Raw genomic sequence first — 25,858 nt, 5'->3', positions numbered from 1 at the left:
CGTGCCATGGAACCCCGCCCGCGTACCCTCGAAGGCGAGATGAGCGCGCGCACATACCAGATCCGCACCTTCGGCTGCCAGATGAACGTGCATGACTCCGAACGTCTTGCCGGGCAGCTCGAAGACGCCGGCTACGTTCCGGGTGACGGCGAGACCACACCCGACCTGATCGTGTTCAACACCTGCGCCGTGCGGGAGAACGCGGACAACAAGCTCTACGGCACCCTCGGCCACCTGCGGCCGCAGAAGACCGCGAAGCCGGACATGCAGATCGCCGTCGGCGGCTGCCTCGCGCAGAAGGACCGCGGCGAGATCGTCAAACGCGCGCCCTGGGTCGACGTCGTGTTCGGCACGCACAACATCGGCGCGCTGCCGACGCTGCTGGAACGCGCGCGGCACAACGCCGAGGCCGAGGTCGAGATCCTCGAAGCGCTCGAAACCTTCCCCTCGACCCTGCCTGCCCGCCGTGAGTCCGCGTACGCGGGCTGGGTGTCGATTTCGGTGGGCTGCAACAACACCTGCACCTTCTGTATCGTGCCCGCGTTGCGCGGCAAGGAACGAGATCGCCGTCCCGGCGAGATCCTGGCCGAGGTCGAGGCGCTCGTCGCCGAGGGCGTGCTCGAAGTGACCCTGCTCGGCCAGAACGTGAACTCCTACGGCGTGGAATTCGGCGACCGGCTCGCGTTCGGGAAGCTGCTGCGCGCCTGCGGTGGGGTGGCAGGCCTGGAGCGCGTCCGGTTCACTTCGCCGCATCCGGCGGCGTTCACCGAGGACGTCATCGACGCGATGGCCGAGACGCCGAACGTGTGCCACCAGCTGCACATGCCGCTGCAGTCCGGCTCGGACCGGGTACTGCGCGAGATGAAGCGGTCCTACCGCTCGGCTCGCTACCTCAAGATCCTCGACCGCGTGCGCGAAGCGATGCCCGACGCCGCGATCACCACCGACATCATCGTCGGCTTCCCCGGCGAGACCGAGGAAGACTTCCAGGCCACGCTCGACGTCGTCGCGCAGGCCCGGTTCTCCAGCGCGTTCACCTTCCAGTACTCGATCCGGCCCGGCACCCCGGCCGCCGAGATGGACGGGCAGCTGCCCAAGGAGGTCGTGCAGGAGCGCTACGAACGGCTCGTGAAGCTGCAGAACGACATCTCCTGGGAAGAGAACAAGAAGGTCGTCGGCCGTCGCGTCGAGCTGCTGGTCGCCTCCGGCGAGGGCCGCAAGGACACCGAGACGCACCGGATGAGCGGCCGCGCCCGCGACGGCAGGCTCGTCCACTTCGCGCCGACGGGACCGCTGGTGGACCGCGCCGTGCGGCCGGGCGACGTCGTCGAGACCGTCGTGACCTACGGCGCCCCGCACCACCTCGTCGCCGACGGCGACCTGCTGTCGCACCGCCGGACGAAGGCGGGCGACAACTCCGAGGCCGGACTCCGGCCGAAGACCAACGGCGTGACGCTGGGCCTGCCGGGCTTCGGCGCCCCGGCCGTCACGCCGGAACCGGTGAGCGGATGTGCGCTGTGACCGAACCGAAGAACCATCCCGAGATCGACGAACTCGCCGCCGAGATCAACGAGGTGGGTGAACGCGCGGCCAAGACGATCGAGCTGGGCAGGCGCGGGTTCTCCATCGCCGTGCTGGTGTTCGTGCTGCTGGTGGCCCAGCTGCTGCCCTGGGTCGGCGACCACGCCGGCTGGGAAGTGCTGCTCGGCCGCGGCGGCGGGATCCCGCAGCTGTTCGCCGCGACCTCCACCGGGATCGGGGTGTTCGCCTCCGCCGTCGCGCTGGTGACCCGCCGCTGGTGGCTGGCCTGGGTCTGTGCCGCGGGCGGCTGGTTCGCCTCGGTCGACGGGCTGCTCGCGATCTGGTCGCAACAGTCCTCACACGCGACCGGCGCGGCCGGTGGCGGTCCGGGCGCCGGGCTGATCGTCGCTTGGATCGCCACCGTCGCGCTGGCCTGCTACTGGATGCGTGCCGCCTTCTCGCGGAGCTAGCCGACGCGCAAGGTGAGGTTGCTGGACGTGTAGGCACTCGCGTACAGCGACGTTTCGGGGTGATAGGCCCGCAACGTGATCACCGCGCTGAAGGAGAAGCTGAGCTTCAGGGAGAACGTCGAGTTGGGCCGGCAGGTGGTGTCGGCGATGTTCACCCAGACATTGCCCTGAAGCTGCTGCACGATGATCGCCTCGAGACTGTCCGTCCCTTCGGACCGGGTACCGTCGTCGACCCGCAGGCTCCCCTTGAGGGTGACCTTTTCGTTGACCTTGGCCTCCTTCTTGCTGAGCGAGGCGTCGAGTTTGACCTTCTTCTTGCTGATTTCAGGAGCACGGTTAAGCGCGGAAGCGCCCGAATGGGCACCAAGGAGCGATACGTCCCTCCACAGTGGAGCTACCGCCAGGCTCGGGACATCCGTTGCAATGAAGGGGCCTTTCATCGCAAAATTTGCGATGAAAGGCCCCTTCATTGCGCGCGTGAGGCGGTGTCGGTGACCGCTCAGCGGTCCGCGATGGCCGCTTCCGCCGCCTCGAGCCATTCACGCCACTGCGCGGCCTGCTCGTCGGCCTTCTTCGCGCGCCGCTCGTCGCCCGCCGCGCGGGCCTTCGCCGCCTGCGACTCGAACTGCTCGACCCGCTCGCGGAACTGCGCCGCCCTGGCCTGCGCCTCCGGATCGGTCCGCCGCCACTTGCTGTCCTCGGCCGACTTGATCGCGTCCTGCACGGCCTTCAGGCGCCCGTCCAGCTCGCGGATGCGCTCGCGCGGGACCTTGCCGATCTCATCCCACTGATCCTGGATGCGCCGCATGTGCTGCTTCGCCGCTTCGAGGTTCGCCGCGGGGTCGATCTTTTCGGCCTCGACGAGCAGCTCTTCCTTCTGCTGCGCGTTGGTCGCGAATTCGGCGTCCCGCTCGGAGAACACCGCGGACCGCCGGGCGAAGAACTTGTCCTGCGCGGCGCGGAACCGCTGCCAGAGCGCCTCGTCGCTGTCCTTGGGCGCGCGGCCGGCGGCCTTCCACTCGGTCATCAGGTCCTTGTAGCGGCCCGCCGTCTCGCCCCAGTCCGACGACTCCGACAGCGCCTCGGCTTCGGCGATCAGCTCTTCCTTGCGCTGCTTCGCCCCGGCCCGCTGCTTGTCCAGCTCGGCGAAGTGCGACCCACGGCGCCGGTTGAACGCCTCGCGGGCCTTGGAGAAGCGCTTCCACAGCTCGTCGTCGGTCTTGCGGTCGACGCCCTTGACGGTCTTCCACTCGTCCAGGATCGCGCGGAGCCGGTCACCGGCGGCCTTCCACTGAGTCGACTCGGCGGCGAGTTTCTCGGCTTCGTCGGCCAGGGCCTGCTTGCGGACGACAGCGGCGGCGCGGGCCGCTTCACGCTCCTGCTTGGCCGCGGCCAGCGCCTTCCCGGCGTGGGAGATGACCTGCTCGATACGGCCGCTCAGCGCGGCGATGTCGCCGACGACGGCGGCTTCGGCGAGGCCGTCGCGCAGCTGCGTGGCGGTCGCCAGGGCGTGCTTCGGGTCGCCCGCGCCGGATTCCAGCCGCGTCTCCAGCAGTTCGACCTCGGTACGCAGGTCGTCGAACCGGCGCGCGTAGTGGAGCAGACCCTCGTCCGGGCTCCCGGCCTGCCAGACCCCGACCGCGCGTTCGCCGTCGGGCGTGTTGACGTACACCGTGCCTTCGTCGTCGACCCTGCCCCAAGCGGACGGGCTGGGCTCGGCGGGCGGCACGGGGGGCGCGGGCTGCCCGCCACCGAGCGCGTGCGGTACCGGGTGCGGAGCCGGGGTACCGGTGGACGTGTTCTCCTGGGCCATCGCAGGCTCCTTATCGCCTGTACGCCCGCTGGCGCGGGCGCCCCGCCTAGCGGCGGGGCCGGGTAATGCGTTGCCGTCTTGCTTCGGGGTATCAACCCCTTGCGGCATTCAAGCAGCTCAGCGTCCACCGTGGAACCGGATGAACCACCAGAGGCCAGTGATCCTACTTCCGGAGGACGTTCCGTGGCGGTCGGTTGCGGGCCGCTTCGCGCGGGGAAGGTAACGTCGGCGGCCGTGATCCGCCGTGTCGCCGTGCTTCCGCAACCCCCACTCCTCATTCCCGAACTCGCCGCCGGAGCGGCGGATGAATGCGCCGAGCTGCGCGAAGCATGCCTTCAAGCCGTGGCGCGCCTGGCCGGCGTTTCGCGGGACTGGGTCGTCGTCGGCGCGGCCGCGGGCGCACCTGAAGTGCCGGAACACGCGAGTGGCTCCTTCCGCGGTTTCGGCGTCGACATCCGCGTCTCACTCAGCCGGGTGACAGGGGCGGAGACCGAGCTGCCGTTGCCCGCACTCGTGGCCGGCTGGCTGCGTGCGCGGGCGAACGCGTCATCCGTCCGCGTCCACCTCGTCGATCCCGCCGCCCCGGCCGAGCACTGCGCGCTGGCCGGCCGTGAGCTGGGGGAGCCCGCCGCGGTACTCGTCCTCGGCGACGGTTCGAGCAGGCACGGCCCCCGGTCTCCCGGTGGCGAGGACGAGCGCGCGGAAGGTTTCGACGCCGGGATCCGCGACGCGCTGGCCAAAGCCGACACCGGCGCGCTCGCCGCGCTCGACCCCGCCCTCGCCGCCGAACTGGGGGCAGGCGGCCGCGCCCCCTGGCAGGTCCTCGCCGGGCTGGCGGCCGACGGAGACTGGGCCGCCGAAGTGCTCTACTCGGCCGCGCCGTTCGGTGTCGGCTACCACGTCGCCGTCTGGGAGCACGCGTGATCCGGCCGGTCGCGGTCGTCGGGCCCACGGCGACCGGGAAAACCGCGCTGGCGGTCGAACTCGCGCTCACCCTCGGCGGCGAGGTGATCAACGCCGACGCGCTGCAGCTGTACCGCGGGATGGACATCGGGACGGCCAAGGCGACCGTCGAAGAGCGGCGAGGCGTGCCGCATCACCTGCTGGACGTCCTCGACGTCACCGAGACGGCCTCCGTGGCCGCGTACCAGCGCGACGCGCGCCAGTGCGTCGAAGAACTCCTCGACGCGGGCCGCGTGCCGATCCTCACCGGCGGATCCGGGCTCTACATCCAGGCCGTGCTCGACGAGCTCAAGTTCCCGGGCACCGATCCCGCCGTCCGCGCGCGGTTGACCGCCGAGGCCGACGAGATCGGCGCCGCCGCGATGCACGCCCGGCTCACCGGACTGGACCCGGTCGCCGCCACGGCGATCCTGCCGACCAACACCCGCCGCATCGTGCGCGCGCTGGAAGTCATCGAGATCACCGGAGAACCGTTCTCGGCGAATCTGCCGAAACCGGGGCCCGCGCGCTACGGCACGGTCATGATCGGCGTGGACCGCGAACCCGGCGAGCTCGACGCCCGCGTCGACCGGCGGGTGGAGATCATGTTCGAAGCCGGTCTCGTCGACGAAGTCCGGACGCTGCTGGGACAAGGGCTTCGCGACGGGCTCACCGCGTCGAGGGCGCTGGGCTACCGACAGGTGATCGCCGCACTGGACGGCGATGGCGATTTCGCGGCCGCCGCCCAGGCCACCGCGCAGGCGACCCGGAGGTTCGTACGGAGGCAACGTTCCTGGTTCCGGCGGGACAAGCGCATCGAGTGGTTCGACGGCGGTTCGGATCGGCTGGCCGAGCGCGTCCTCGAGGTGACGGCCCAGTAATCTCAAGGCCATGGGCGGCATCGAATTCCTTAAGGGACACGGCACACAGAACGATTTCGTGCTGCTTCCCGACCCCGACGGCCGCCTTGAGCTGACCGAGGCTCGGGTGGCGGCACTGTGCGACCGCCGGCGGGGGCTCGGCGCCGACGGCGTGCTGCGGATCGTGCGGTCGTCCGCGCTGGGGATCGAGTCCGGCGGCGAATGGTTCATGGACTACCGCAACGCCGACGGTTCCCTCGCCGAGATGTGCGGCAACGGCGTCCGGGTCTTCGTGCGCCACCTGGTCGACTCCGGACTCGTGGCGGAGCGCGACTTCGTCATCGGCACCCGCGCCGGGGACCGGCCGGTGCGGATGCACGCCGATGACTCGGTGACCGTGGAGATGGGACCGGCGACGATCACCGGCACCTCGGTCACCGTGGTCGCCGGGAAGCCGTTCTCCGGCGTCGCGGTCAACGTCGGCAACCCCCACCTGGTTTCGGTCGTCGAGGACGACGTCGACGAGCTGGACCTTCGTGACCAGCCCGATTTCGACTCCGACGTGTTCCCGGACGGGGTGAACCTCGAGTTCATCAACCTGCTCGGTGGCGACGCGCTGAAGATGCGCGTCCACGAACGCGGCGTCGGCGAGACACGCTCCTGTGGCACCGGCACGGTCGCCGCCGTCGCGGCCGCCCTGCACCTCGCGGGCACCGACACCGGCGAAGCGACCGTCGACGTCCCCGGCGGCCGGGTGGTGGTCGAGGTCCGCCGCGGCGCGTCCACCCTCACCGGCCCCGCCGAGATCGTCGCGCGCGGCGAACTCGACGAACACTGGTGGGCAGGCCTCGGCGCTTAGCCCACCGGCTGGGCGATCGGTTCGCTCGGCAGGTCACGGAGTTTCCGGAGCGGGGAGAAGACCACCCACAGCAGCGCCGCGGTCTCGCCGCCCACGGCGACCCACAGCGTGCCCCTGATCCCGATCGCCTCGCCGAGGACACCGCCGAGCAGCCCGCCCAGCGGCAGCATCCCCCACACCACGAACCGCACACTCGCGTTCATCCGGCCGAGCAGCCGGTCCGGGCAGACGGCCTGGCGGTAGGAGACCTGCGCGACGTTGTAGACGATGATCCCGAACCCGGCGATCATCGTCGCCACCGGGAACAGGCCGATCCGCCAGCCCGGCGCGGCCAGGGGGAGCAGCAGGTAGAACGGCCAGGTCAGCAGCGGAACGAGCCAGATCGACCTGGCCTGCCCGATCCGCCGGGTGATGGCGTTGGCGAAGATCGCGCCCGTGATCCCGCCCACCCCGCCGGTCGCGAGCACGAGACCGACGGCCGCGGGGGACAGGCCCAGATCACGGTTCAGGAACAGGATTTCCACCGCGACGAAGACGCCGTTGAACAGGTTCGCGGTCGCGGTGCAGGCGACGATCGAGCGCAGCGCGGTGTCGGTGAACACGAACCGCAGGCCCTCGACGATCTGGGGGAGCAGCTTCGCGTCTTCGTGCCGCTCGGGCTCCGGTTCGACGGTGCGGATCCGCAGCAGGCACAGCGCCGAGGTGAGGAAACCGAGCCCGGTCGTGAGCACGGCGTTGGCCGCGCCGGCCAGTTGCACCAGTCCGCCCCCGATACCCGGACCGGCCAGGAACGCCACGGATTGGCTGGCCTGCAGCTTCGCGTTGCCCTCGAGAAGATGTTCGCGGCCGACCAGCGTCGGCAGATACGACTGGTAGGCGATGTCGAAGAACACCGTCGCGGTGCCGACGAGCGTGGCGACCACGACGAGCTGGGTCAGCGTCAGCGCTCCGGCCCACCAGGCGACCGGGATGCTGAGCAGCAACGCGGCGCGGACGAAGTCGGCCCGCAGCATCAGCGTGCGGCGCCGCATCCGGTCCACCCACACTCCCGCGGGCAGGCCGATGACCAGGAACGCCACCGTCTCCGCCGCGGTGAGCAGCCCCATCTGGAACGGCGTCGCGGCCAGCACGGTGGCCGCGAGCAGCGGGATCACGGTATGCCCGGCGAACGCGCCGACCTGGCTGGCCGTGTCCCCCGCCCACAGTCGCCGGAAGTCAGCATGGAAGAAGAGGGAGTCTCTGCGCACCGGGCCACCCTCGCGCGAGTGATTGGAAAGTGTCAATCACTTTTCGTCCTTAGGCTGTCGCCGTGCCTACCTCACGACGTGCCGCCACCGAGGCCGAAGCGGCGGCCATGGCCTCCGGAATAAGGCTGCGCATCATCCGGTTGACCTACTCGGAGGCGTTGACCAACAAGGAACTCGCCGAACGGCTCGGCCGCGACCCGGCGACGACGCTGCACCACGTGCGCAGACTCGTCGACACGGGTTTCCTCGAAGCTCTCCCGGCACGGCGCGGCAAACGCGGTGCGAAAGAAATTCCGTATCGCTCCACCGGGTTGTCCTGGCATCTTGATTCTCTCGACAGGGGGATCGATCAGGCGATCTTCGAGGCGTATCTGGCCGAGATCGCCGAGACCGGGTTCGACGACCTACGCCAGACGAGGCTGGTCCTGCAGCTACCGGAGGAGCAGATCGCCGAGTTCGAAGGCCGGCTCAACGAGCTGCTCGACGAGTTTCTCGCCCGGCCGGTGGACACGAACGCGAAGCGCACGGCGATATACCTGTCGAGGTATCCCAGCGACTAATGAATTCGGTCCCGACGCGGAAACGTGGGACCATGGAGGCACGATGACGGAACTGACACACAACGATCTGAACGACATGGACCCATCGACCGGTGAGCTGGAGCTCGAGGATCGCGCCTCGCTCCGCCGGGTAGCGGGCCTGTCCACCGAACTCGCGGACGTCACCGAGGTCGAATACCGGCAGCTGCGCCTGGAGCGCGTCGTTCTGGTCGGGGTGTGGACCGAGGGCACCGCTCTCCAGTCCGAGGCCTCGCTCGCCGAACTCGCCCGGCTGGCCGAAACGGCGGGCTCCGAGGTGCTGGAAGGCCTGGTACAGCGCCGGCTCCGGCCGGATCCCGCCACCTATATCGGCTCGGGCAAGGTCAAGGAACTGCGCGAGATCGTGGCGGCCACCGGTGCCGACACGGTGATCTGCGACGGTGAACTTTCGCCGGGCCAGCTGCGCCAGCTGGAGGAGAAGGTCAAGGTGAAGGTCATCGACCGCACCGCCCTGATCCTCGACATCTTCGCGCAGCACGCCAGCTCCAAGGAAGGCAAGGCGCAGGTCGAACTGGCCCAGCTGCAGTACCTGATCCCGCGGCTTCGCGGGTGGGGTGCGGCGCTGTCCCGGCAGGCCGGTGGCCGCGCCGGTGGCGCCAACGGTGGTGTGGGTCTGCGTGGCCCCGGTGAGACCAAGCTCGAAACCGACCGGCGGCGGATCAGCAAGCGCGTTTCGAAGCTGCGCCGGGAGATCGCCGCGATGGACACCATCCGCGAGACCAAACGCGGTCGCCGGGTGGCCAACGAGGTGCCGAGCGTCGCGATCGTCGGCTACACCAACGCCGGCAAGTCGAGTCTGCTCAACGCGCTGACAGGCGCCGGGGTGCTGGTCGAGGACGCACTGTTCGCCACGCTGGATCCGACGACCCGGCGCGCACAGACACCCGACGGCCGCACCTACACGCTGACCGACACCGTCGGTTTCGTGCGGCACCTGCCGCACCAGCTGGTGGACGCGTTCCGTTCGACGCTGGAGGAGGCGGCGAGCGCCGACCTGCTCGTGCACGTCGTCGACGGTGCCGACCCGACGCCGGAAGAGCAGGTCAACGCGGTGCGTGAGGTGCTCACCGAGATCACGAAGCGCCGTTCCGAGCCCCTCCCGCCGGAGCTGCTGGTGATCAACAAGGCCGACGCCGCCGACGAGGTGTCGCTGGCCCGGCTGCGGCACCAGATGGCCGGGTCGGTGCAGGTGTCGGCGCGGACCGGCACCGGGATCACGGAGCTGGCCGAGGCGATCGCGGAGCGGCTGCCGAGGCCGGAGATCGTGGTCGAAGTGCTCATCCCGTACTCGCGGGGCGAACTCGTCTCCCGCGCCCACGCCGACGGCGAGGTGCTGGAAGAGGAGCACGTCGAGACCGGCACCCGCCTGGTCGTCCGGGGCAGGCCTGAGCTGGCCGCGGCGCTGAGCGACTTCCAGACGAACGGCTCGGCCCTGTAAGCAGCAGATACCCGAAGGCCCCCTTCTTGCACATGAAGGGGGCCTTCGTGTGCCCGGAGCCCTCCGCATTCAGAGGACTAAATGCATGGTCGGCTCGAAGTGGCCTTCGCGACATTCCGCCCCATCTCGGCGTTCGCACCGAACTGCGCGCCGTCCCGGACGTCTCCGTAGTGTGGGGCTTCAGGGGTTCCGCGGTACGGAGGTGGATGTGCGGGGGATTGTCGCGGCGACGGTCGTGCTGGCGGCGTTCATCGGCGGGACGGCCCCCGCCCTGGCGCAGGAGGTCCCGGCGCCGCAGCCGGTGTGCAAGAACAGCGACTCCCGGCTCAGCGAGCTTTCCGGACTGGTCTCCGACGGAGAGCATCTGTACGCCCTCAACGACGGTGGAACCAAGACGCAGGTCTTCGTCCTCGGCCGCGACTGCAAGGTCCAGAAGGTCATCTCGGCCGCGACGGATCCGTACGACCCCGAAGACCTCGCCCGCACCGCGGACGGCACCTTCTGGCTGTCCGACACCGGCGACAACCGCAAGAAGCGAGACACGGTCGCCCTGATCTCGCTGACCCCGCAGGGCAAGGCGACACTGCACCGGCTCACTTACCCCGACGGCCAGCACGACGTCGAAGCGCTGATCATGGATCGCTCGGGTACGCCGTACCTGATCACCAAGGATGTCTTCGGCGACGCGAAGGTGTACCGGCCCACCGGGCCGCTCGCCAGTCCCGGTCCGACCCCGCTGGAGAGCGTGGGCTCGCTGCAGATCAAGGAGACTTCGACCCCGGGCGGGCCGGTCGGCTCGATCGGTTCGATGACGGTCACCGGGGCGGCGTCGATGGCCGACGGATCGGTGGTCGCGCTGCGCACCTACACCGATGCCTATCTCTACGCCGTCACCGACGGCGATCTGGCGGGCGCGTTGCAGCGCGAACCCGTGCGCGTGCCGCTGCCGAACGAAAAACAGGGGGAGGCGCTCGCCTTCGATCCGGACGGGACGCTGCTGTCCGGCGGTGAGGGCGTCGGGGAGCAGATCCGTGCGGTGAAGGGCGCGGCCGCGCTCGCCACGGCCAAGGCCGAGGGCAGCACGTCGGGCGGGACTTCCGCGGCCGGTGGCAAGGGCCAGGGAACCGACTTCCCGTACGTGCAGGTCGGCATCGCCGCGGTCGTCGTGATCGGCGGTCTCCTCCTGGTCGGCAGGCTGCGCAAACGGCGCACCTGACCTGGAGGAGGTCGAGGCCACCGAAGCTTGCCGGGTCTGACCCGTGGTCTCGCGACCTGGGATCCCGGCGCGCTCCGGTTCGGGACTAAAGCCTGCGGAGAACGGCCACGACCTTGCCGAGGATCGTGGCGTTGTCACCCGGGATGGGCTCGTACGCCTCGTTGTGCGGCATCAGCCAGATGTGGCCGTCCTTGCGCTTGAACGTCTTGACCGTGGCCTCACCGTCGATCATCGCCGCCACGATCTCCCCGGGGTCGGCCGTGGGCTGCTGGCGCACGACCACCCAGTCGCCGTCGGTGATGGCGGCGTCGATCATCGAGTCACCGGTGACGCTGAGCAGGAAGAGCTCACCCTCACCGACGATTTCCCGCGGCAAGGGGAAGACGTCTTCGATCGCCTGCTCGGCCAGAACCGGCCCACCGGCGGCGATCCGGCCGACGAGCGGCACGTACGCGGCCTTCGCGGCCGACTGCGGCTGCTCGACGTCGATGCCCATCGGGTTGTCGTCCGTCACGGCGAGTACGCCCACCGCACGCGGGCGGTTCGGGTCGCGTCGCAGATAACCCTTGCGCTGCAGGGCCTGCAACTGGTGCGACACCGACGAGGTGGAGGTCAGCCCGACCGCCTCGCCGATCTCCCGCACGCTCGGCGGGTAGCCGAACCGGCTCACCCACAGCTTGATCACGTCGAGCACCTGCTGCTGCCGCACGGTCAGGGTCTCGTCCACCTCGTAGACCTCGGGCAAGGCGCGCACCTTGCCCGAGCGCCTAGGCGCGTTCCCCGCCTTGCTCTCCTTAGCCACCGTCTCGCTCCTTCATCTCCTGCGTCGCCTCCCAGTACGTCCGGTCCCCCGGACCGACTTCGCGTGTCCTCGCTGTCTTCGCCGGTGGCGGACGATCTTCCCGCCCACGGCACCGACGGCGTCCGCACAGCAGACGCCCTGGTCAACGACGTTAGCCCGCCGGGACGACGATTTCAAACATCTGTTCGATGGACACGCCGTGTCGCTCGATTTTTGTCGGTGGGAGGTGGTACACATTCGCACGGGCGTTCGATAGAACGCGTGTTCGATCTTGATCGCCGGGGCCGCCCGGCGCTGGACCTGAGTGAAGCAGGATGCGAGGAGGTTCCGATGTCGATTCTGGCTGATCGAGGACTGATGCGACACAGTGCCCCCGGGCCCGTTCCGGCAGGGCTGACCCGGCCGGCGCGGGTGGTCCGGGGCAGGCGCGCCGAGCCGCTGCGGCCCCCGTCGCGAGCGCGGGTCGTGGCGGGCCATCGCCCCGGCGTCGCCACCGTCTCCCCGGGTTGCCCGGCGCCCCGGCGGCTCCCGCTCCGCTGGCCGTCGCTCGTCACGATGGCCTTGCTCGTCGCCGGCGTCGTCACCGGATTGGGTCTGTTTTTGACCGGTGTGCCCGGTGCCGCGGTGCCCGAGCGGACCACCACGGTGTCCGTTTCGGCGGGGGAGTCGCTGGCGGATCTCGCCGCGCGCTTCGCGCCGGGGAGTGACACCGGCGCGGTCGTCGCCAAGATCAAGGAGCTCAACTCCCTGGAAGACACCGTTCTGGTGCCCGGACTGCCGCTCACCGTTCCGGTCGCGGCCGACGTCGCCGAGGGTCGGAGGTGAGCCTGGAGACCGTTTTCACCCACCGCGGGTGATGTCCACTTTCGTGTCTGATCGACCCCGCGGTCGCGCTTGCGTGCGTCCCACCTGCGTTCTAGTCTCCACCGCTATATGTAGTAGTTACATGGCTGTAGTTGGTCCATAGCTTGGGGTAGACTCGGTACCAGTTGTCCACAGCTGGCCGGTGTTCACCCACCGGATGTCCACAGATCGATCCACATGTCGATCTTTTCCGTCGTTGCGTGGCGACGGGGCGGGCGTCCACTCGGGGACCGGCCGGCGCGGAGGGGAAGGTGATCGGCGGATGAGGTGCCCGTTCTGCCGGCATGCGGACTCTCGGGTCGTCGACTCCCGAGAGGTGGATGAGGGTCAAGCGATCCGGCGGAGGCGCTCGTGCGCCGCTTGCGGCCGGCGCTTCACCACTTCGGAGACGATGGTGCTCGCCGTCGTCAAGCGGTCCGGGGTCACCGAGCAGTTCAGCCGGGACAAGGTGGTCCGGGGGGTGCGACGCGCCTGCCAGGGCAGGCCGGTCGACGACGACGCGCTGCAGCAGCTCGCGCAGCGGGTCGAGGAGTCGATCCGGTCGGCGGGGCTGGCGGAGATCCCGAGTCACGAGGTCGGCCTGGCGATCCTGGGTCCCTTGCGTGAACTCGACGGCGTCGCGTATCTCCGGTTCGCGAGTGTCTACCGCTCCTTTTCCTCGGTCGAGGACTTCGAAAAGGAGATCTCGGACCTTCGCGAGGCCATGGCTGCCGCACCGGACGAGAGCGATCAAGACGCGAAAGACGGCTGATGCCGCCTCCCGCGTGGGAGTGAGGGAAGACCCATGACCGAGACCGTGGGAACAGGCGACCCGGCCACAGCGCGGACGAGCGGGAAGAAGAAACAGGCAGGCGGGCTCACCGTGCGCCGGGTCTTCACCACCGAGGGCGTCCATCCGTACGACCAGGTCACCTGGGAGAACCGGGACGTCGTGATGACGAACTGGCGCGACGGCACGGTCAACTTCGAGCAGCGCGGGGTCGAGTTCCCCGACTTCTGGTCGGTCAACGCGACGAACATCGTCACCAGCAAGTACTTCCGCGGCGCCGTCGGCTCCGCCCAGCGCGAGCAGAGCCTCAAACAGCTGATCGACCGCGTCGTCCACGCCTATGTCAACGCGGGCCGCGAACACGGCTACTTCGCGAGCCCCGCCGACGCCGAGGTCTTCGAACACGAGCTGACCTGGATGCTGCTGCACCAGGTGTTCAGCTTCAACTCGCCGGTGTGGTTCAACGTCGGAACCGCCTCGAAGCAGCAGGTCTCGGCGTGTTTCATCCTCGCGGTCGACGACACCATGGAGTCGATCCTCAACTGGTACCGCGAGGAGGGCCTGATCTTCAAGGGCGGCTCCGGCGCCGGCCTGAACCTCTCCCGCATCCGTTCCTCGCGTGAGCTGCTGTCCTCCGGCGGCACCGCGTCCGGCCCGGTCTCGTTCATGCGGGGTGCCGACGCTTCCGCGGGCACCATCAAGTCCGGCGGCGCCACCCGGCGCGCGGCGAAGATGGTCGTGCTCGACGTCGACCACCCGGACATCGAAGAGTTCGTCCGGACCAAGGCCCGGGAAGAGGAGAAGATCAAGGTCCTCCGCGACGCCGGGTTCGACATGGACCTCTCCGGTTCCGACATCACCTCCGTCCAGTACCAGAACGCGAACAACTCGGTCCGCGTCTCCGACGAGTTCATGCAGGCCGTCGAGTCCGGGGGCGAGTTCGGCCTGCGGGCGAGGATGACCGGCGAGGTCATCGACCGGGTCGACGCCAAGAAGCTGTTCCGCACCATCGCGCAGGCCGCCTGGGAGTGCGCGGACCCGGGCCTGCAGTACGACGACACGATCAACGACTGGCACACCTGCCCGGAATCGGGCCGGATCACCGCGTCCAACCCGTGCTCGGAGTACCTGCACCTGGACAACTCCAGCTGCAACCTGGCCTCGCTGAACCTGCTCAAGTTCGCCACCGCCGATGGCGGTTTCGACGCACCGTTGTTCGCGAAGGCCGTCGAGCTGGTCATCACCGCGATGGACATCTCGATCTGCTTCGCCGATTTCCCGACCGAGGCGATCGGCGACACGACGCGCAAGTTCCGCCAGCTCGGTATCGGATACGCGAACCTGGGCGCACTGCTGATGGCGCTCGGGCACGCCTACGACTCCGACGGTGGCCGTGCGCTCGCCGCCGCGATCACTTCGCTGATGACCGGTGTCTCGTACCGGCGTTCGGCCGAACTCGCCGAGGCCGTCGGTCCGTACGAGGGCTACGCGCGCAACGCCGAGGCGCACCAGCGGGTCATGCGCAAGCACGCCGCGGCCAACGAACTGGTGCGGACCTACCACACAGGAGACGCCGCGGTCCGCGCGCTCGCGGCCCAGGAATGGAAGCGCGGAATCGAGCTGGGCGAGACCAGCGGCTGGCGCAACGCGCAAGCCTCAGTACTCGCGCCCACCGGATGCCTGACCGCGGACACCCTGGTCACCACCGATCGTGGACTGGCCCGGCTCTCCGAACTCGGCGATCTGTACGGAGACCGCTGGCAGGATGTCGAGTTCACGGTCGCGACCGACGAAGGCCCGCGCCGAGCCACGAAGTTCTACGTCAACGGCGAGGAGCCCACCCGCCGGATCGAGACCAAGGGCGGATACCGGATCCAGGGCACTCTCGCCCACCGGGTCAAGGTGCTGGAACCGGAGACCGGGTCCTGGGTGTGGAAACGACTCGCCGACATCCAGTCCGGCGACCTGGTGCCCATGCAGCTGGGCGGTCTGGTCGGCGATCCTCGCCGGGTGCCGCTGCCCGAACTCGACCAGGCGTACTACGCCGGCGACCGCGCTATCCGGGTACCGGACGAGGTCACCGCCGATCTCGCGGAACTGGTCGGGTACTTCGAGGGCGACGGAAGGCTGCACGCCAAGGGCATTCGGCTCTGTGTGGCCGACGCCGATCTCGATGTCGTCGAACGCTTGCGCATCCTGAGCAAGGGTCTCTTCGACCTGGAGCCGGTGGTCCGGCAGTGTCAGGGCTATCAGGAGGTGACCCTTCAGTCCGTCCGGCTGGCTCGGTGGTGGCAGGCGGCAGGATTCGCGAAGGAACTCCCCGGTCTCGACCACGCCGGAAGAGGCTGGCCCCCCCGGGTCCCCGCAAGTGTCCGGGAGACCAACGACCCCGAGGTCTACGCCGCGTTCCTGCGCGGAGTCTTCGAGGCGGACGGGACCGTGCAGGAGGGAGTTCCGAGCGTCTCCACCTCCTCGGAACTCTTCGGCGAAGACCTTCGGAGTCTGCTGCTGACCCTGGGCATGGCTACCACGACCCGGCGGACGACCAGCGGATTCGGCGGGCCGGTACTGCAGATCCGGCTACGGAATGTCGACCACGCCATGATCTTCGACGAGGTCGTCGGTTTCATCGGTGAGCGCAAGGCGCGGTCGATGGTGTGCCTGGAGCCGGACGGGTCGACCAAGGGTGATCGAGTGCACCTTCCACGACCGGTGTGGGACGTACTGGTACCGCTGGGACATGAGTACCGTGACGCGGTCTTGCAATCGCTCCGGAAGACCGGTGGAGTGGCGCGGATGCTGGCCCGCCGGATCTACTCCGAAACTCTCGATCCCCGCCTCGGCCGGGCACTCAAGTACCTTTTCGAGCCTGTCGAGTCCAATGAGGATGGTGGCGTACAGCCCACCTTTGACCTGTCGGTGCCGGACAACGTCACCTACGTCGCCAATGGCTTCGTCAGCCACAACACCATCGGCTTCATGATGGATTGCGACACGACCGGCATCGAACCGGACTTCTCGCTGGTCAAGTTCAAGAAGCTGGTCGGCGGCGGCTCGATGCAGATCGTCAACCAGACCGTCCCGCGCGCGCTGACCGCACTCGGCTATCAGGGCGAACAGGTCGAAGCGATCGTCGAGTACATCGCCCAGCACGGTCACGTCGTCGACGCCCCCGGACTGCGCCCCGAGCACTACGAGGTGTTCGACTGCGCGGTGGGGGAGCGGTCCATCGCGCCGATGGGCCACGTGCGGATGATGGCCGCGGTGCAGCCGTTCCTGTCCGGCGCGATCTCCAAGACGGTCAACATGCCGGAGTCGGCGACCGTCGAAGAGGTCGAGGAGATCTACTTCCAGGGCTGGAAATCCGGTCTCAAGGCGCTCGCGATCTACCGCGACAACTGCAAGGTCGGGCAGCCCCTGTCCACCGGCAAGAAGGGTTCGGCGAAGAAGGAAGAGCCCGAGGCGGCGAAGGTCGTCGAGTACCGGCCGGTTCGCAAGCGCCTGCCGAAGAAACGTCCGAGCCAGACAGTGTCGTTCACCGTCGGCGGCGCCGAGGGCTACCTGCACGCCGGCTCCTACCCGGACGACGGGCTCGGCGAGATCTTCGTGAAGCTGGGCAAGCAGGGGTCGACCCTCGCGGGCGTGATGGACGCGTTCTCCATGTCGATCTCGGTCGGCCTGCAGCACGGGATTCCGCTGGAGTTCTACGTTTCGAAGTTCTCCAATCTGCGTTTCGAGCCGGCCGGGATGACCGACGACCCGGACATCCGGATCGCCACCAGCGTCATGGACTACCTGTTCCGGCGGCTGGCGCTGGATTACCTGCCGTACGAGAAGCGTGCCCAGCTAGGCATCTTCACCGCCGACGAGCGTTCGGCGCAGGTCGAGGCGAACTACGGTGCCGCTCCCGCCGCGGAATCGGAGAACGTCGACATCGACGCCCTTCGGTCCACTGTGGACTCGTCGTCCGCGGAACCCGCCAAGGTGGCGCATTCGACGGCGGAGCTGGTGGAGCTGAACCTCGGTACGGCTTCCGACGCGCCGCTCTGCATGACCTGCGGCACGAAGATGCGGCCCGCCGGTTCTTGCTACGCCTGTGAAGGGTGTGGCGCGACCTCTGGTTGCAGCTGATCTTCGATGCCTGCTCCGGCGGACGACCGACGTCGTTCGCCGGAGCACGGGTCGGTGAAATGGCCGGCGACAGGAGACCCCGGTGACCACGGACAGTGGAATCGTCGACCCGTTCGGCACGCTCAAGCAGGCGCTGTGGATCTGCGGTGGCCAGTGGGCCGGAAAGTCCACCGTCTCCCGGTTGCCGGCGCGTCGCCACGGCATCACCGGCTATCAGTACGACTTCCACGACGCCCGAGCCCATCAGGATCGCCGCGTGGCTCAGCGCGTCCGCAACGCGACCCACCCGGTCTCGGAGTCGGGATGCGCCGCGGGCAGATGGCCGCCGACACGATCGCCGGTTTCCCGGCACGGTTCGAAGGGGCACTGGACGATCTGCGCGCGCTGGTCTCCGGACGGCCGATTCTCGCCGAGGGGTGGGGACTGCGGCCGGAACTCGTCGCTCCGCTCCTTGAGTGATCGTCATGGTCCCCACCGACGACTTCCGTGAGTGAAAACTCCGCGTGTTACCGAGGGCGGCTGCGGTCACGCACCGGGTCGGCGATCCCGAGCGGCACAGCGGAACAGGCTCGGGCGCGACCGCCGGGCCGCCGGGCACTTCAGTCCTTATTTCCTGAGGAATTGACGCTCACCGCGCGAGATCGAGGACGAGGGTGGCTACGGCGAGCACGAGAAATCCGCCGGGGAAGGCGATGTTGGAGAAAACGCGGGCGCGCACGTGAGTGATGACGGCGCCGACGTAGAACAACACGAGCCCGACAGCCGCCGCGGTACCGAGGTAGGGCACGCCGAGCAGACCGAGCAGCAGGCCCGCCGCGCCCGCCGCTTTCAGTGACGCCAGTGGCGGGATCCAGGACGGGGGCACGTCGACTTCGGCGGAGTTCTTCAGGACGAAGGGGACACGCGCGAAGTCGGCTGCGGCGATTCCGGCGTTGATCACGATCGTCACGATGGCCACGGTGAGGTAGGCGGTGAACATGCCTTCTGGACGGGGACCGCGCCCGGATCGTGACAGCGGTCAGGCTCGCCAGCGTTCGAGCACCGTGTCGATGGTCGAGCGGATGCGGTCACGGGCGGCCTGCCGCTCCACACCCGCCATGAGGAGGTCGTCGTAGTCGGTGTCCAGGTGCCGGATCGAGGCGACGACGGCGAGGAACACCGCCCGCTCGGCCAGTTCGCGCCCGGCGGCGGACCGGCCGACCCGGCCACTGCCACGCTGACCGGCGTGTTCGGCGATGGCGCGCGCCCGCTCCGGCGGGCAGCCGGGGAACATCTCGGTGATCGCGGTGAAGAACCGGGCGGTGAACTCGACGTCTTCCTGGGCGCGCCGCTCGCGATCACGTACGCGACGTCGTTCCCGGACATCCTCGTCGGCGAAGCACTGTTCTTCGGCGCTGCGGAGCGCCTCTTCCTCGACCAGGATTCCTTGGCGCTCCTGGCGTTTCCGTGATCGGTTGAAGCGCGTGACCACGGCGGAGAGGCGGCTCGCCTTCTTGGCCCGACGGGTCAGGGTCGCGTCACCCGAAGGCAGGAAGACCAGGTGGCCGAGGTCGGCGCAGTCGAGGCAATGTGGCACCTCTTTCTCCAGGTACAGCAGATCGCCGGTACCGCCGCACTCGGCACAGGTCCATTCCTTGAGCGCGACCCAGACGAACAGGTCGGGGGCTTTCTGTTGCCGCGCGACGACTTGCGCCCGTTTGGCGTCGGACAGTCCCGGCATGATCCAGTGCGTCCGGAACAGCGGTTCGAGGTCGGCCAGGTCATCCGAAGTCGCTCTCAGGGCGGCCCGGTCACGCGTTGCCGCGACGCGCTCGATCTCGGCGCCTTCGAGGCCCTTCGCTTCGGCCCAGCGCTGAAGGGCTCCGAGGGCGAAGCTCAGCTTTTCCTTGTCCACCGGCAGCGCCGTCGACAGGTCGGGGATCCTGCTCTGCTGCCAGTCGGTGAGGACGTTGTCCGACAGCCAGCCGATCCCGGCCAGGACGTCGAGCGCGGTCACCGATTTCCGCGTGGACAACAGCTTCTCCGCCGTCTCCACGACACGCTGTTCCAGCTTCGCCGCACCTTGCATCGCCGGAAATCCTAGCGATCACGACGTTTCGGCCCGCGCCCGGTAGGCCCGGATCTTGGCGCGGTTGCCGCACCGCTCCATCGAGCACCAGCGGCGGTTGCCCGAGCGTGAGGTGTCGAAGAAGAGCAGCTGGCAGTCGTCCGCGGAACACTCGCGGACGCGGCCGGACCGCCGGCCCGAGACGAGTTCGATGGCGTCGCGGGCGACGGCTCCGAGGAGTTGCCTGCCGGTGATGGGCGGGGCCCAGGCGAGCCGGCGGGTTTCCGGATCGATCACCGGCCGCGGGCTCGCCTCCGTCGCGTCATTCAGCGAAGCCAGCGCCTCGGCCGACGGCGGCTCGCCGTGTGCGAGAGCGGGGACGACCTGGTAGAGCGCGTTTCGAAGCTCCTTGAGCGCGGTGAGTTCGGCGGGCCGGATCCGGACGTCGGTCAGAGGCGCGGTCAGCGCGAGCCGGGAGCCGGTGAACCACTCGGCGAGGTCGGCGGGCGCGTGCGCGATCTCGTACCGCTGATACGGGCCGGGGCCGCCGGTCAGCATGAGTTCCAGGCTGAGGCTGCCCGGATCGAACCGGTACCGCTCACCCTGTGCGCTCACGAGCAGTCTTGTTCCCGGCGTCATGTAACCACTATAGTCGGTTTCGGAAACCGGTCAAGACGGTTACAGTGGAGGCGGCGTGGTCGGGAAGACGAAGGACGCGGGCTGGGAGATCGGCGTGTCCAAGACGGTGGCGTATCCGCTGGAGCACGTCTGGGACTACCTTTCGGGTCCGGGGCTCGCGGACTGGCTGGGTGACGTGCGGCTGGAGCCGGAGAAGGGCGCGCCGTACGAGACGGCCGAGGGCACCGTCGGCGAGGTCCGCGGCTACCGCGAACGCGAGAAGATCCGTCTCACCTGGCGGCCGAAGGACTGGGACCACGAGAGCACGGTCCAGGTCGGGCTCCGTCCGGCCGGTCCCGGCAAGACGGTCGTGGTCTTCCATCAGGAGCGGCTCGCCGGGCCGGAGGAGCGCGCCGCGCAACGTGAGCACTGGCAGGCCGTGCTGAAGGTCGTCGTCGACGGTCTCGCCGGCTGATCAGGACAACGCCCGTCGCGCCTGCTCCTTCAGTGCCTCGGTGATCCGTTCGGGGCTCAGGCCGAGTTCACCGGTCTGATGGAGGAAGACCTCGGGTGCGAGCGGTGCCAGCAGGATGTCGGCGAGCGCGTCCGGATCCTTCGCGCCCGCCTGCTCGGCGAGAATGCGGACGTGGGTGCGCCACAGCCGGTACGGGCCGGTGGTGAACCGCGAATGCCCGACCTCGGTGCCGAGTACGAGATGCGCGTGCCGGTCGAGCAAATCGGTCATCGCCGCGTAGAACGCGGCCAGCCGTTCCGCGGGCGGCGCGCCGGGGCCCAGTGGGGGAGGACCGGTGAGCAGCCGCTCCTGCAGTTCCCGCTCGTGCTCGTCCAGCAGGGCGACGGCGATCGCCGACCGGTCGGGGTAGCGGCGGTACAGCGTGGCGCGGCCGACGCCGGCCGCCTTGGCGATGTCCTCCATGGTGACGTCCGCGGCCGGACGGGCGGCGAAGAGTTCTTCAGCGGCCTTCAGGATCTTCGCGCGGTTGCGGGCGGCATCGGCTCGTTCCCGCCCCGGGCCGTTCGCGAGCAGATCTTCTGTCGGCATGTCCGCAGCCTAGGGAATATCCGGACGCGTCGTCCACTTGTACCCGGCAAAGCAAGTGGACGACGTGTCCACTTCCTGGTCCGGGAGGCCCCATGAGCCATCTTCTCCACCTCGACTCCAGCGCCCGCCGTGCGTCGTTCTCTCGCGAGCTGAGTGCTCGCTTCGCCGAGGTCTGGCGCGCCGCGCACCCCGGCGCGGACTACACCTACCGCGACGTGGCAGCCGAACCGGTGCCCCCGATCGGGCAGGCGTGGACCGAGATCTGCGACGCCGTCCTCGCCGCCGAGATCACCGATCCGGCTGACTACGCCTCGGTGGTGAAGACGGCCGAGCAGCGTGAGGCCTGGGCGGTCATCGAGCCGCTGCTGGCCGAACTGCTCGCCGCCGACGTCGTGCTGATCGGGGCGCCGATGTACAACTTCTCCATCCCCGCGACGCTCAAACTGTGGATCGACCAGGTGACGTTCCCGAAGATGTCCTTGGCGGGCAAGGCTTTCGTCGTCACCGGGGCACGGGGCGGCACCTACCTGCCGGGCACGCCGCGCGAGCCGGTCGACCACCACGAGCGCTACCTGCGTGACTTCTTCGCCGGGCACTACGACGTTCACGACGTCACGTTCCTGCACGCCGAACTCACGAACGCGCTCGTCGACCCGCGGCTGAACCCGCGTGATCCCGACCGGATCGCGTCGCGGGAACAGGCGCTTCTCGGCGCCGAAAAGGCCGGAAGGGAAGCCTGATGGGCTGGGGAATCCTGCTTTTGGCCGGAGTCGTCGAGGTCGCCTGGTCGCAGAGCATCAAGCCGACGGAGAACTTCACCCGGTTCTGGCCGACCGTGCTGTGTTTCGTGCTCGGTGTCGCCGCGGTCTACCTGTTGTCGAAGGCGATGGACTCGCTGCCGGTGGGGACCGCGTATGCCGTGTTCACCGGGATCGGGGCGGTGGGCGCGATCGTGTTCGGCGTCGTCGTCCACAAGGACCCGCTCAGCTTCGGGCGGTTCGCCGCGATGGGGCTGATCGTGGGAGGTGTCGTGCTGGCGAGGGTGGCGGAGTGACCTGAGGGAGGGGACTTTCGCGCTGGAAAGTCCCCTCCCCGGATAGGTCAGGCGAGCTTCTCCCACAGGAATTCGAGCACCAGCGCCCATTTGAACGCCAGCTGCTCGTTGTCGGCCGCCGCGCCGTGCCCGCCTTCGATGTTCTCGTGGTAGCGCACGTCGTGCCCCTGCTCCAGCATCCGCGCGACCATCTTGCGCGCGTGCGCGGGGTGCACCCGGTCGTCCCTGGTGGAGGTGACGAACAGGACCGGCGGATACTCGCGTCCACTGTGGACGTTCTGGTACGGCGAATACTTCCCGAGATAGTCCCATTCGGCGGGCTCGTCGGGGTCACCGTACTCGGCCATCCACGACGCGCCCGCGAGAAGCTTGTGGTACCGCTTCATGTCCAGCAGCGGAACCTGGCTCACGATCGCGCCGAACAGGTGCGGGTACCGCGTCAGCATGACCCCCATCAGCAGCCCGCCGTTGCTGCCGCCCTGGATGCCGAGGCGGCCCGGTTCGCTGATGCCGCGCTCGACGAGGTCGGCGGCGACGGCCGAGAAGTCCTCGTAGACCTTGTACCGCTTGGCCTTGATGACCGAGGTGTGCCAGGAGGGGCCGTATTCGCCGCCACCCCGGATGTTCGCGACGACGTAGGTCCCGCCGCGCGAGAGCCAGCCGCGGCCGATCACGCCGCTGTAGCCGGGGGTCAGTGAGACCTCGAAGCCGCCGTAGCCGGTCAGCAGCGTCGGCCCGCCTTCGGCCCCGGAAGGACGTACGACGAAGTACGGGATCTTCGTACCGTCTTCCGAAGCCGCGAAGTACTGCGAAACCGTCATGCCCTCACTGTCGAAGAAGGCGGGAGCGCGCTTGAGGACTTCGACGTCGCCACCGACGTGCCCGTAGCTCAGTGTCGACGGCTGGGTGTAGCCGCTGGAGTCGAGCAGGTACTCGTCGCTGACGTCGGGGTCGGTGCCGGTGATCTGCGCCGTGCCCAGTTCCGGGGCACCGGCGAGCGGCTGGGAGTTCCAGCCGTCCGACGGCGTGAGGACGTGCAATTCCGTCCGGACGTCGGACAGCGTCGAGAGCAACAAGTGGTTGTGCGTCCACACCCAGTACTCCAGCGACGTGTGCGCGTCAGGCGTGAACAGCGTCGTGAAGTCGCGCTCACCCGCCATGAAGGCGTCGAACCCGGAGGCGAGCAAAGCCCCGGACGGATAGGTGATGCCGTCGACGGTCCAGTCCGAGCGAAGCCGGATCAGCAGCCATTCCCGGTGTGAGGACGTCTGCGCGTCTTCGGGGACCCCGATCCGTTCGAGGCCGCCGGGCGTCCGGAGATACCGTTCGGTGCGGTAGAAGTCGATCGACCGGTAGACGAAGTCGCGCTCGTATCCCTCGGTCGGGTCGTGGTGGGCGGACACCGAGACGTCGTCCGGCTTGCCCTCGAAGACCACTGCCGCCTCCTCGAGCGGGGTGCCGCGCCGCCATTCCTTCGCCAGCCTCGGATAGCCCGAGTTGGTCAGCGTCCCCGCGCCGAAATCGGTGCCGATGTAGACGCGGTCACGGTCGATCCAGCCGATCCGGGTCTTGGCTTCGGGTACGAAGAACCCGTCTTCGACGAACCGGCGTTCGTCGAGATCGAACTCGCGGACCACGGTCGCGTCGGCGCCACCGCGCGAGAGTTCGACCAGCGCGCGCTGATAACCCGGCCGGAGGACGGCCGCGCCCTGCCACACCCAGTTCTCGCCGTCGGCCTCGGCCAGCGCGTCGACGTCGAGCAGGAGCTCCCACTCCGGCGCGTCGAGCCGGTACTGCTCGAGGGTGGTGCGGCGCCACAGGCCACGGGGATTGGCCGAGTCCTGCCAGAAGTTGTAGAGATACCCGCCGCGGCGCCGGACGTACGGGATCCGGTCATCGGCGTCGAGAACCTCGCGGACCTCGTCACGGATCCCGGCGAACCGCTCACCGCCCGCCAGTTCCGCCAGAGCTTCGGCGTTGCGGGCTCGCACCCAGTCCAGCGCTTCTTCGCCGGTCACGTCTTCCAGCCACAGGTACGGGTCCTCGTCACTCATGCTGACAGTCTCGCCGGGCACTCCGTCCTGGCGCCACCAGGTGTGGCATTCCGTATGCTGAGGGCTCGCACGCTTGGGGGAGACCATGACCGGCACCGACGAGGTACCCAGATCGTTGGCGCCGTCTCCACCTCGCCCCGGAAGCCCCCGCAAAACGGGTTCCGCCGTGGTCGGGCTGCTCATCGTCGCCGTCCTCACCGCGGCAGGCATGGCGATGGCGGGCGGACCGCGCAAGATCGACGGCCAGGCCCTCCCAGCCCCCGACGCGCTCACCTCGGAAGTGGCCAAGGCACCCGCGGGGAAGGCGAAACCTCCGCCCAAGGAGGTGCGGGAACTGGACACGAACCCGCTGCTCGCCGAAGGCGTCGCGCTCGGCGCGGTCACCTGCCGCCTCCCGGCGATCAGCCGTGACGCCGCGAAGCTGGAGACGTACTACAAGACCTTCGCCTCCTGTCTCGCCGAAGCCTGGAAACCGGCTTTGGACCAGGCGAACGAGCCGACGCTGACGGCGACCGTCCAGGTGACGCTGCCCGAGACCAGCGCCTGCGGGAAGGCACCGAGCGAGACCGAGGCCGTCGCCTACTACTGCGGCGGTGACACCACGATCTACGCGCCGACCGAATGGATGCTCGGCGACGCGGGCCTCGAACGGTCGCGTCATCTCGCGACGATGGCCCACGAGTACGGGCACCACGTCCAGCGGTCCAGCGGGATCCTGTCGGCGGCCGCGGAGAAGATGTCCTCCCCGGACGAGGACACCCCGGCGGACAAGGAACTAGTCCGCCGCATCGAACTGCAGGCGAACTGCTTCGGCGCGCTCGCCCTCGCGGCCGCCTCCGGACGCGGGTCGATCAGCTCCTCACTGGCCAACGCGGCGCTCGCCGACTACGGCCGCACCGATGACAGTGACACCCACGGCAGCCGTCGCAATCAGCTGAAGTGGGCGAAGGCCGGGTTTTCCGCGAAGGCGACTTCGGCGTGCAACACCTGGGCGGCACCGGCCGCCGACGTCAAATGACCGATGACGTGATGGCCGAGATCCACACCGGCCTCCAGCTGCACATCTCCGGGGACCGGGCCGGTGCGCGCGAGAGGTTCGCCGCGCTGTGGGAGCGGATCGGCGAAGACGGCGACCCGCTGCACCGATGCGCGCTCGCGCACTACATGGCCGACGTCTGCGACGACCCGGCCGACGAACTCGCCTGGGATCTCCGCGCGCTCGCGGCGGCGGATTCGCTGACCGACGAACGCGCCCAGGAGTACCACGCGACCTTGGCCGTGCGCGGGTTCTATCCGTCCTTGCACCTGAACCTGGCCGAGGATTACCGCAAACTCGGTGATCACGAGGCCGCGAAGGCCCAGTGGGAGCTGGGCCGCGGCACCCTCGGCGCGCTCGGCGACGACCCCTATGGCACCGGGATCATCGCGGCGTACGACGCGCTCGCGACCAGGCTGGGTATCGAATAGGACTCTCCGGACTTTCGCCCATGG

General features: G+C 68.9%; 26 protein-coding genes. 17 read left to right on the top strand and 9 right to left on the bottom strand.

All coding sequences use genetic code 11. From position 1 onward, the window contains the following. Window positions 1–6: 6 nt before the first annotated feature. Window positions 7–1,521 (top strand): tRNA (N6-isopentenyl adenosine(37)-C2)-methylthiotransferase MiaB, encoded by a 1,515-nt coding sequence (gene miaB / locus AVL48_RS17860; protein WP_177242341.1) that lies wholly within the window; start codon window positions 7–9, stop codon window positions 1,519–1,521. After that, window positions 1,518–1,991 (top strand): Rv2732c family membrane protein, encoded by a 474-nt coding sequence (locus AVL48_RS17855; protein WP_061984085.1) that lies wholly within the window; start codon window positions 1,518–1,520, stop codon window positions 1,989–1,991. The genes miaB and AVL48_RS17855 overlap by 4 nt, the downstream gene beginning before the upstream one ends. On the opposite strand, the gene AVL48_RS17850 is transcribed toward AVL48_RS17855, so the two are convergent. Together AVL48_RS17850 and AVL48_RS17845 are read right to left on the bottom strand one after the other, a co-directional pair. Beyond that, on the bottom strand, window positions 1,988–2,431 hold the full coding sequence (locus AVL48_RS17850) for a hypothetical protein (protein ID WP_061984087.1): 444 nt from the start codon (window positions 2,429–2,431) through the stop codon (window positions 1,988–1,990). The two genes, AVL48_RS17855 and AVL48_RS17850, sit on opposite strands and share 4 nt — an antisense overlap. 59 nt (window positions 2,432–2,490) lie before the next feature. Next, window positions 2,491–3,804, bottom strand: coding sequence for a DUF349 domain-containing protein (locus AVL48_RS17845; protein ID WP_061984089.1), 1,314 nt, complete (start codon window positions 3,802–3,804; stop codon window positions 2,491–2,493). A 234-nt stretch (window positions 3,805–4,038) separates the two neighbouring features. Between AVL48_RS17845 and AVL48_RS17840 the strand changes: the two genes are divergently transcribed. The 3 genes from AVL48_RS17840 to dapF are packed head-to-tail and all read left to right on the top strand — an operon-like array spanning window position 4,039 to window position 6,465. After that, a complete protein-coding gene (locus tag AVL48_RS17840) occupies window positions 4,039–4,728 on the top strand; it encodes a class III extradiol dioxygenase subunit B-like domain-containing protein (protein ID WP_061984091.1) in 690 nt (229 codons plus the stop codon). Beyond that, window positions 4,725–5,627, top strand: a complete 903-nt coding sequence (gene miaA / locus AVL48_RS17835; protein ID WP_177242337.1) for a tRNA (adenosine(37)-N6)-dimethylallyltransferase MiaA — start codon at window positions 4,725–4,727, stop codon at window positions 5,625–5,627. The genes AVL48_RS17840 and miaA overlap by 4 nt, the downstream gene beginning before the upstream one ends. Before the next feature lie 10 nt (window positions 5,628–5,637). Beyond that, window positions 5,638–6,465 carry a diaminopimelate epimerase gene (dapF, locus tag AVL48_RS17830; RefSeq protein ID WP_074038066.1) on the top strand — a complete coding sequence of 276 codons (828 nt, stop codon included), beginning with the start codon at window positions 5,638–5,640 and terminating at the stop codon, window positions 6,463–6,465. Here the strand turns inward: dapF and AVL48_RS17825 are convergent. After that, window positions 6,462–7,712, bottom strand: coding sequence for an MFS transporter (locus tag AVL48_RS17825; RefSeq protein ID WP_061984241.1), 1,251 nt, complete (start codon window positions 7,710–7,712; stop codon window positions 6,462–6,464). The two genes, dapF and AVL48_RS17825, sit on opposite strands and share 4 nt — an antisense overlap. Window positions 7,713–7,774: 62 nt before the next feature. Between AVL48_RS17825 and AVL48_RS17820 the strand changes: the two genes are divergently transcribed. The 3 genes from AVL48_RS17820 to AVL48_RS17810 all read left to right on the top strand — a co-directional run bounded on the left by AVL48_RS17820 (window position 7,775) and on the right by AVL48_RS17810 (window position 10,965). Beyond that, entirely contained in the window at window positions 7,775–8,272 is a 498-nt protein-coding gene (locus AVL48_RS17820) for an ArsR/SmtB family transcription factor (RefSeq protein WP_061984093.1), read from the top strand. Between the two features lie 43 nt (window positions 8,273–8,315). Beyond that, entirely contained in the window at window positions 8,316–9,749 is a 1,434-nt protein-coding gene (gene hflX, locus AVL48_RS17815; protein WP_061984095.1) for a GTPase HflX, read from the top strand. A 208-nt stretch (window positions 9,750–9,957) separates the two neighbouring features. Next, on the top strand, window positions 9,958–10,965 hold the full coding sequence (locus tag AVL48_RS17810) for an SdiA-regulated/phytase-like domain-containing protein (RefSeq protein WP_061984097.1): 1,008 nt from the start codon (window positions 9,958–9,960) through the stop codon (window positions 10,963–10,965). Between the two features lie 85 nt (window positions 10,966–11,050). Here AVL48_RS17810 and lexA read toward each other — a convergent pair whose 3' ends face one another. After that, window positions 11,051–11,767, bottom strand: coding sequence for a transcriptional repressor LexA (gene lexA, locus AVL48_RS17805; RefSeq protein WP_061984099.1), 717 nt, complete (start codon window positions 11,765–11,767; stop codon window positions 11,051–11,053). Window positions 11,768–12,097: 330 nt separating this feature from the next. On the opposite strand from lexA, the gene AVL48_RS40105 reads away from it, so the two are divergent. The 4 genes from AVL48_RS40105 to AVL48_RS40095 all read left to right on the top strand — a co-directional run bounded on the left by AVL48_RS40105 (window position 12,098) and on the right by AVL48_RS40095 (window position 17,990). Beyond that, complete coding sequence (locus AVL48_RS40105) at window positions 12,098–12,592, top strand: LysM peptidoglycan-binding domain-containing protein (protein WP_063816558.1); 495 nt, start codon at window positions 12,098–12,100, stop codon at window positions 12,590–12,592. A gap of 301 nt (window positions 12,593–12,893) precedes the next feature. After that, window positions 12,894–13,382: a transcriptional regulator NrdR gene (nrdR, locus tag AVL48_RS17795; RefSeq protein ID WP_037304189.1), complete on the top strand. Its 489-nt coding sequence runs from the start codon at window positions 12,894–12,896 to the stop codon at window positions 13,380–13,382. 33 nt (window positions 13,383–13,415) lie between these two features. Further along, entirely contained in the window at window positions 13,416–17,531 is a 4,116-nt protein-coding gene (locus tag AVL48_RS40100) for a vitamin B12-dependent ribonucleotide reductase (protein ID WP_061984100.1), read from the top strand. A gap of 303 nt (window positions 17,532–17,834) precedes the next feature. Further along, entirely contained in the window at window positions 17,835–17,990 is a 156-nt protein-coding gene (locus AVL48_RS40095) for a hypothetical protein (RefSeq protein ID WP_244162299.1), read from the top strand. A 169-nt stretch (window positions 17,991–18,159) separates the two neighbouring features. Here AVL48_RS40095 and AVL48_RS17780 read toward each other — a convergent pair whose 3' ends face one another. The 3 genes from AVL48_RS17780 to AVL48_RS17770 are packed head-to-tail and all read right to left on the bottom strand — an operon-like array spanning window position 18,160 to window position 20,217. Further along, window positions 18,160–18,510, bottom strand: a complete 351-nt coding sequence (locus tag AVL48_RS17780) for a DoxX family protein (RefSeq protein WP_061984101.1) — start codon at window positions 18,508–18,510, stop codon at window positions 18,160–18,162. Window positions 18,511–18,549: 39 nt separating this feature from the next. Then, a complete protein-coding gene (locus AVL48_RS17775; protein WP_061984102.1) occupies window positions 18,550–19,599 on the bottom strand; it encodes a DUF2293 domain-containing protein in 1,050 nt (349 codons plus the stop codon). Window positions 19,600–19,617: 18 nt separating this feature from the next. Further along, window positions 19,618–20,217 (bottom strand): CGNR zinc finger domain-containing protein, encoded by a 600-nt coding sequence (locus tag AVL48_RS17770; RefSeq protein WP_061984103.1) that lies wholly within the window; start codon window positions 20,215–20,217, stop codon window positions 19,618–19,620. Between the two features lie 55 nt (window positions 20,218–20,272). Here AVL48_RS17770 and AVL48_RS17765 point away from each other — a divergent pair, with 55 nt between their 5' ends. After that, a complete protein-coding gene (locus AVL48_RS17765; RefSeq protein ID WP_061984104.1) occupies window positions 20,273–20,671 on the top strand; it encodes an SRPBCC domain-containing protein in 399 nt (132 codons plus the stop codon). Here AVL48_RS17765 and AVL48_RS17760 read toward each other — a convergent pair whose 3' ends face one another. Then, complete coding sequence (locus tag AVL48_RS17760; protein WP_061984105.1) at window positions 20,672–21,259, bottom strand: TetR/AcrR family transcriptional regulator; 588 nt, start codon at window positions 21,257–21,259, stop codon at window positions 20,672–20,674. It abuts the gene before it with no gap. 92 nt (window positions 21,260–21,351) lie between these two features. On the opposite strand from AVL48_RS17760, the gene AVL48_RS17755 reads away from it, so the two are divergent. Both AVL48_RS17755 and AVL48_RS17750 read left to right on the top strand, forming a co-directional pair. Further along, window positions 21,352–21,999 carry an FMN-dependent NADH-azoreductase gene (locus tag AVL48_RS17755; protein ID WP_061984106.1) on the top strand — a complete coding sequence of 216 codons (648 nt, stop codon included), beginning with the start codon at window positions 21,352–21,354 and terminating at the stop codon, window positions 21,997–21,999. Then, window positions 21,999–22,313, top strand: coding sequence for a DMT family transporter (locus AVL48_RS17750; protein ID WP_061984107.1), 315 nt, complete (start codon window positions 21,999–22,001; stop codon window positions 22,311–22,313). The genes AVL48_RS17755 and AVL48_RS17750 overlap by 1 nt, the downstream gene beginning before the upstream one ends. A gap of 47 nt (window positions 22,314–22,360) precedes the next feature. Here the strand turns inward: AVL48_RS17750 and AVL48_RS17745 are convergent, their stop codons facing one another. Then, window positions 22,361–24,367 carry a prolyl oligopeptidase family serine peptidase gene (locus AVL48_RS17745; RefSeq protein ID WP_061984108.1) on the bottom strand — a complete coding sequence of 669 codons (2,007 nt, stop codon included), beginning with the start codon at window positions 24,365–24,367 and terminating at the stop codon, window positions 22,361–22,363. Window positions 24,368–24,452: 85 nt separating this feature from the next. Here AVL48_RS17745 and AVL48_RS17740 point away from each other — a divergent pair, with 85 nt between their 5' ends. Beyond that, window positions 24,453–25,385 carry a neutral zinc metallopeptidase gene (locus AVL48_RS17740; protein WP_061984110.1) on the top strand — a complete coding sequence of 311 codons (933 nt, stop codon included), beginning with the start codon at window positions 24,453–24,455 and terminating at the stop codon, window positions 25,383–25,385. Beyond that, the gene (locus tag AVL48_RS17735) at window positions 25,382–25,834 is read left to right on the top strand and encodes a hypothetical protein (RefSeq protein WP_061984112.1); all 453 of its coding nucleotides are present in this window, start codon (window positions 25,382–25,384) and stop codon (window positions 25,832–25,834) included. The genes AVL48_RS17740 and AVL48_RS17735 overlap by 4 nt, the downstream gene beginning before the upstream one ends. The last annotated feature ends 24 nt before the right edge of the window (window positions 25,835–25,858 follow it).

This window comes from Amycolatopsis regifaucium, from assembly GCF_001613935.1.
Lineage (GTDB): Bacteria > Actinomycetota > Actinomycetes > Mycobacteriales > Pseudonocardiaceae > Amycolatopsis > Amycolatopsis regifaucium.
The sequence above is the reverse complement of the archived record's forward strand: the minus strand, read 5'-3'. Positions and strand labels throughout refer to the sequence as shown.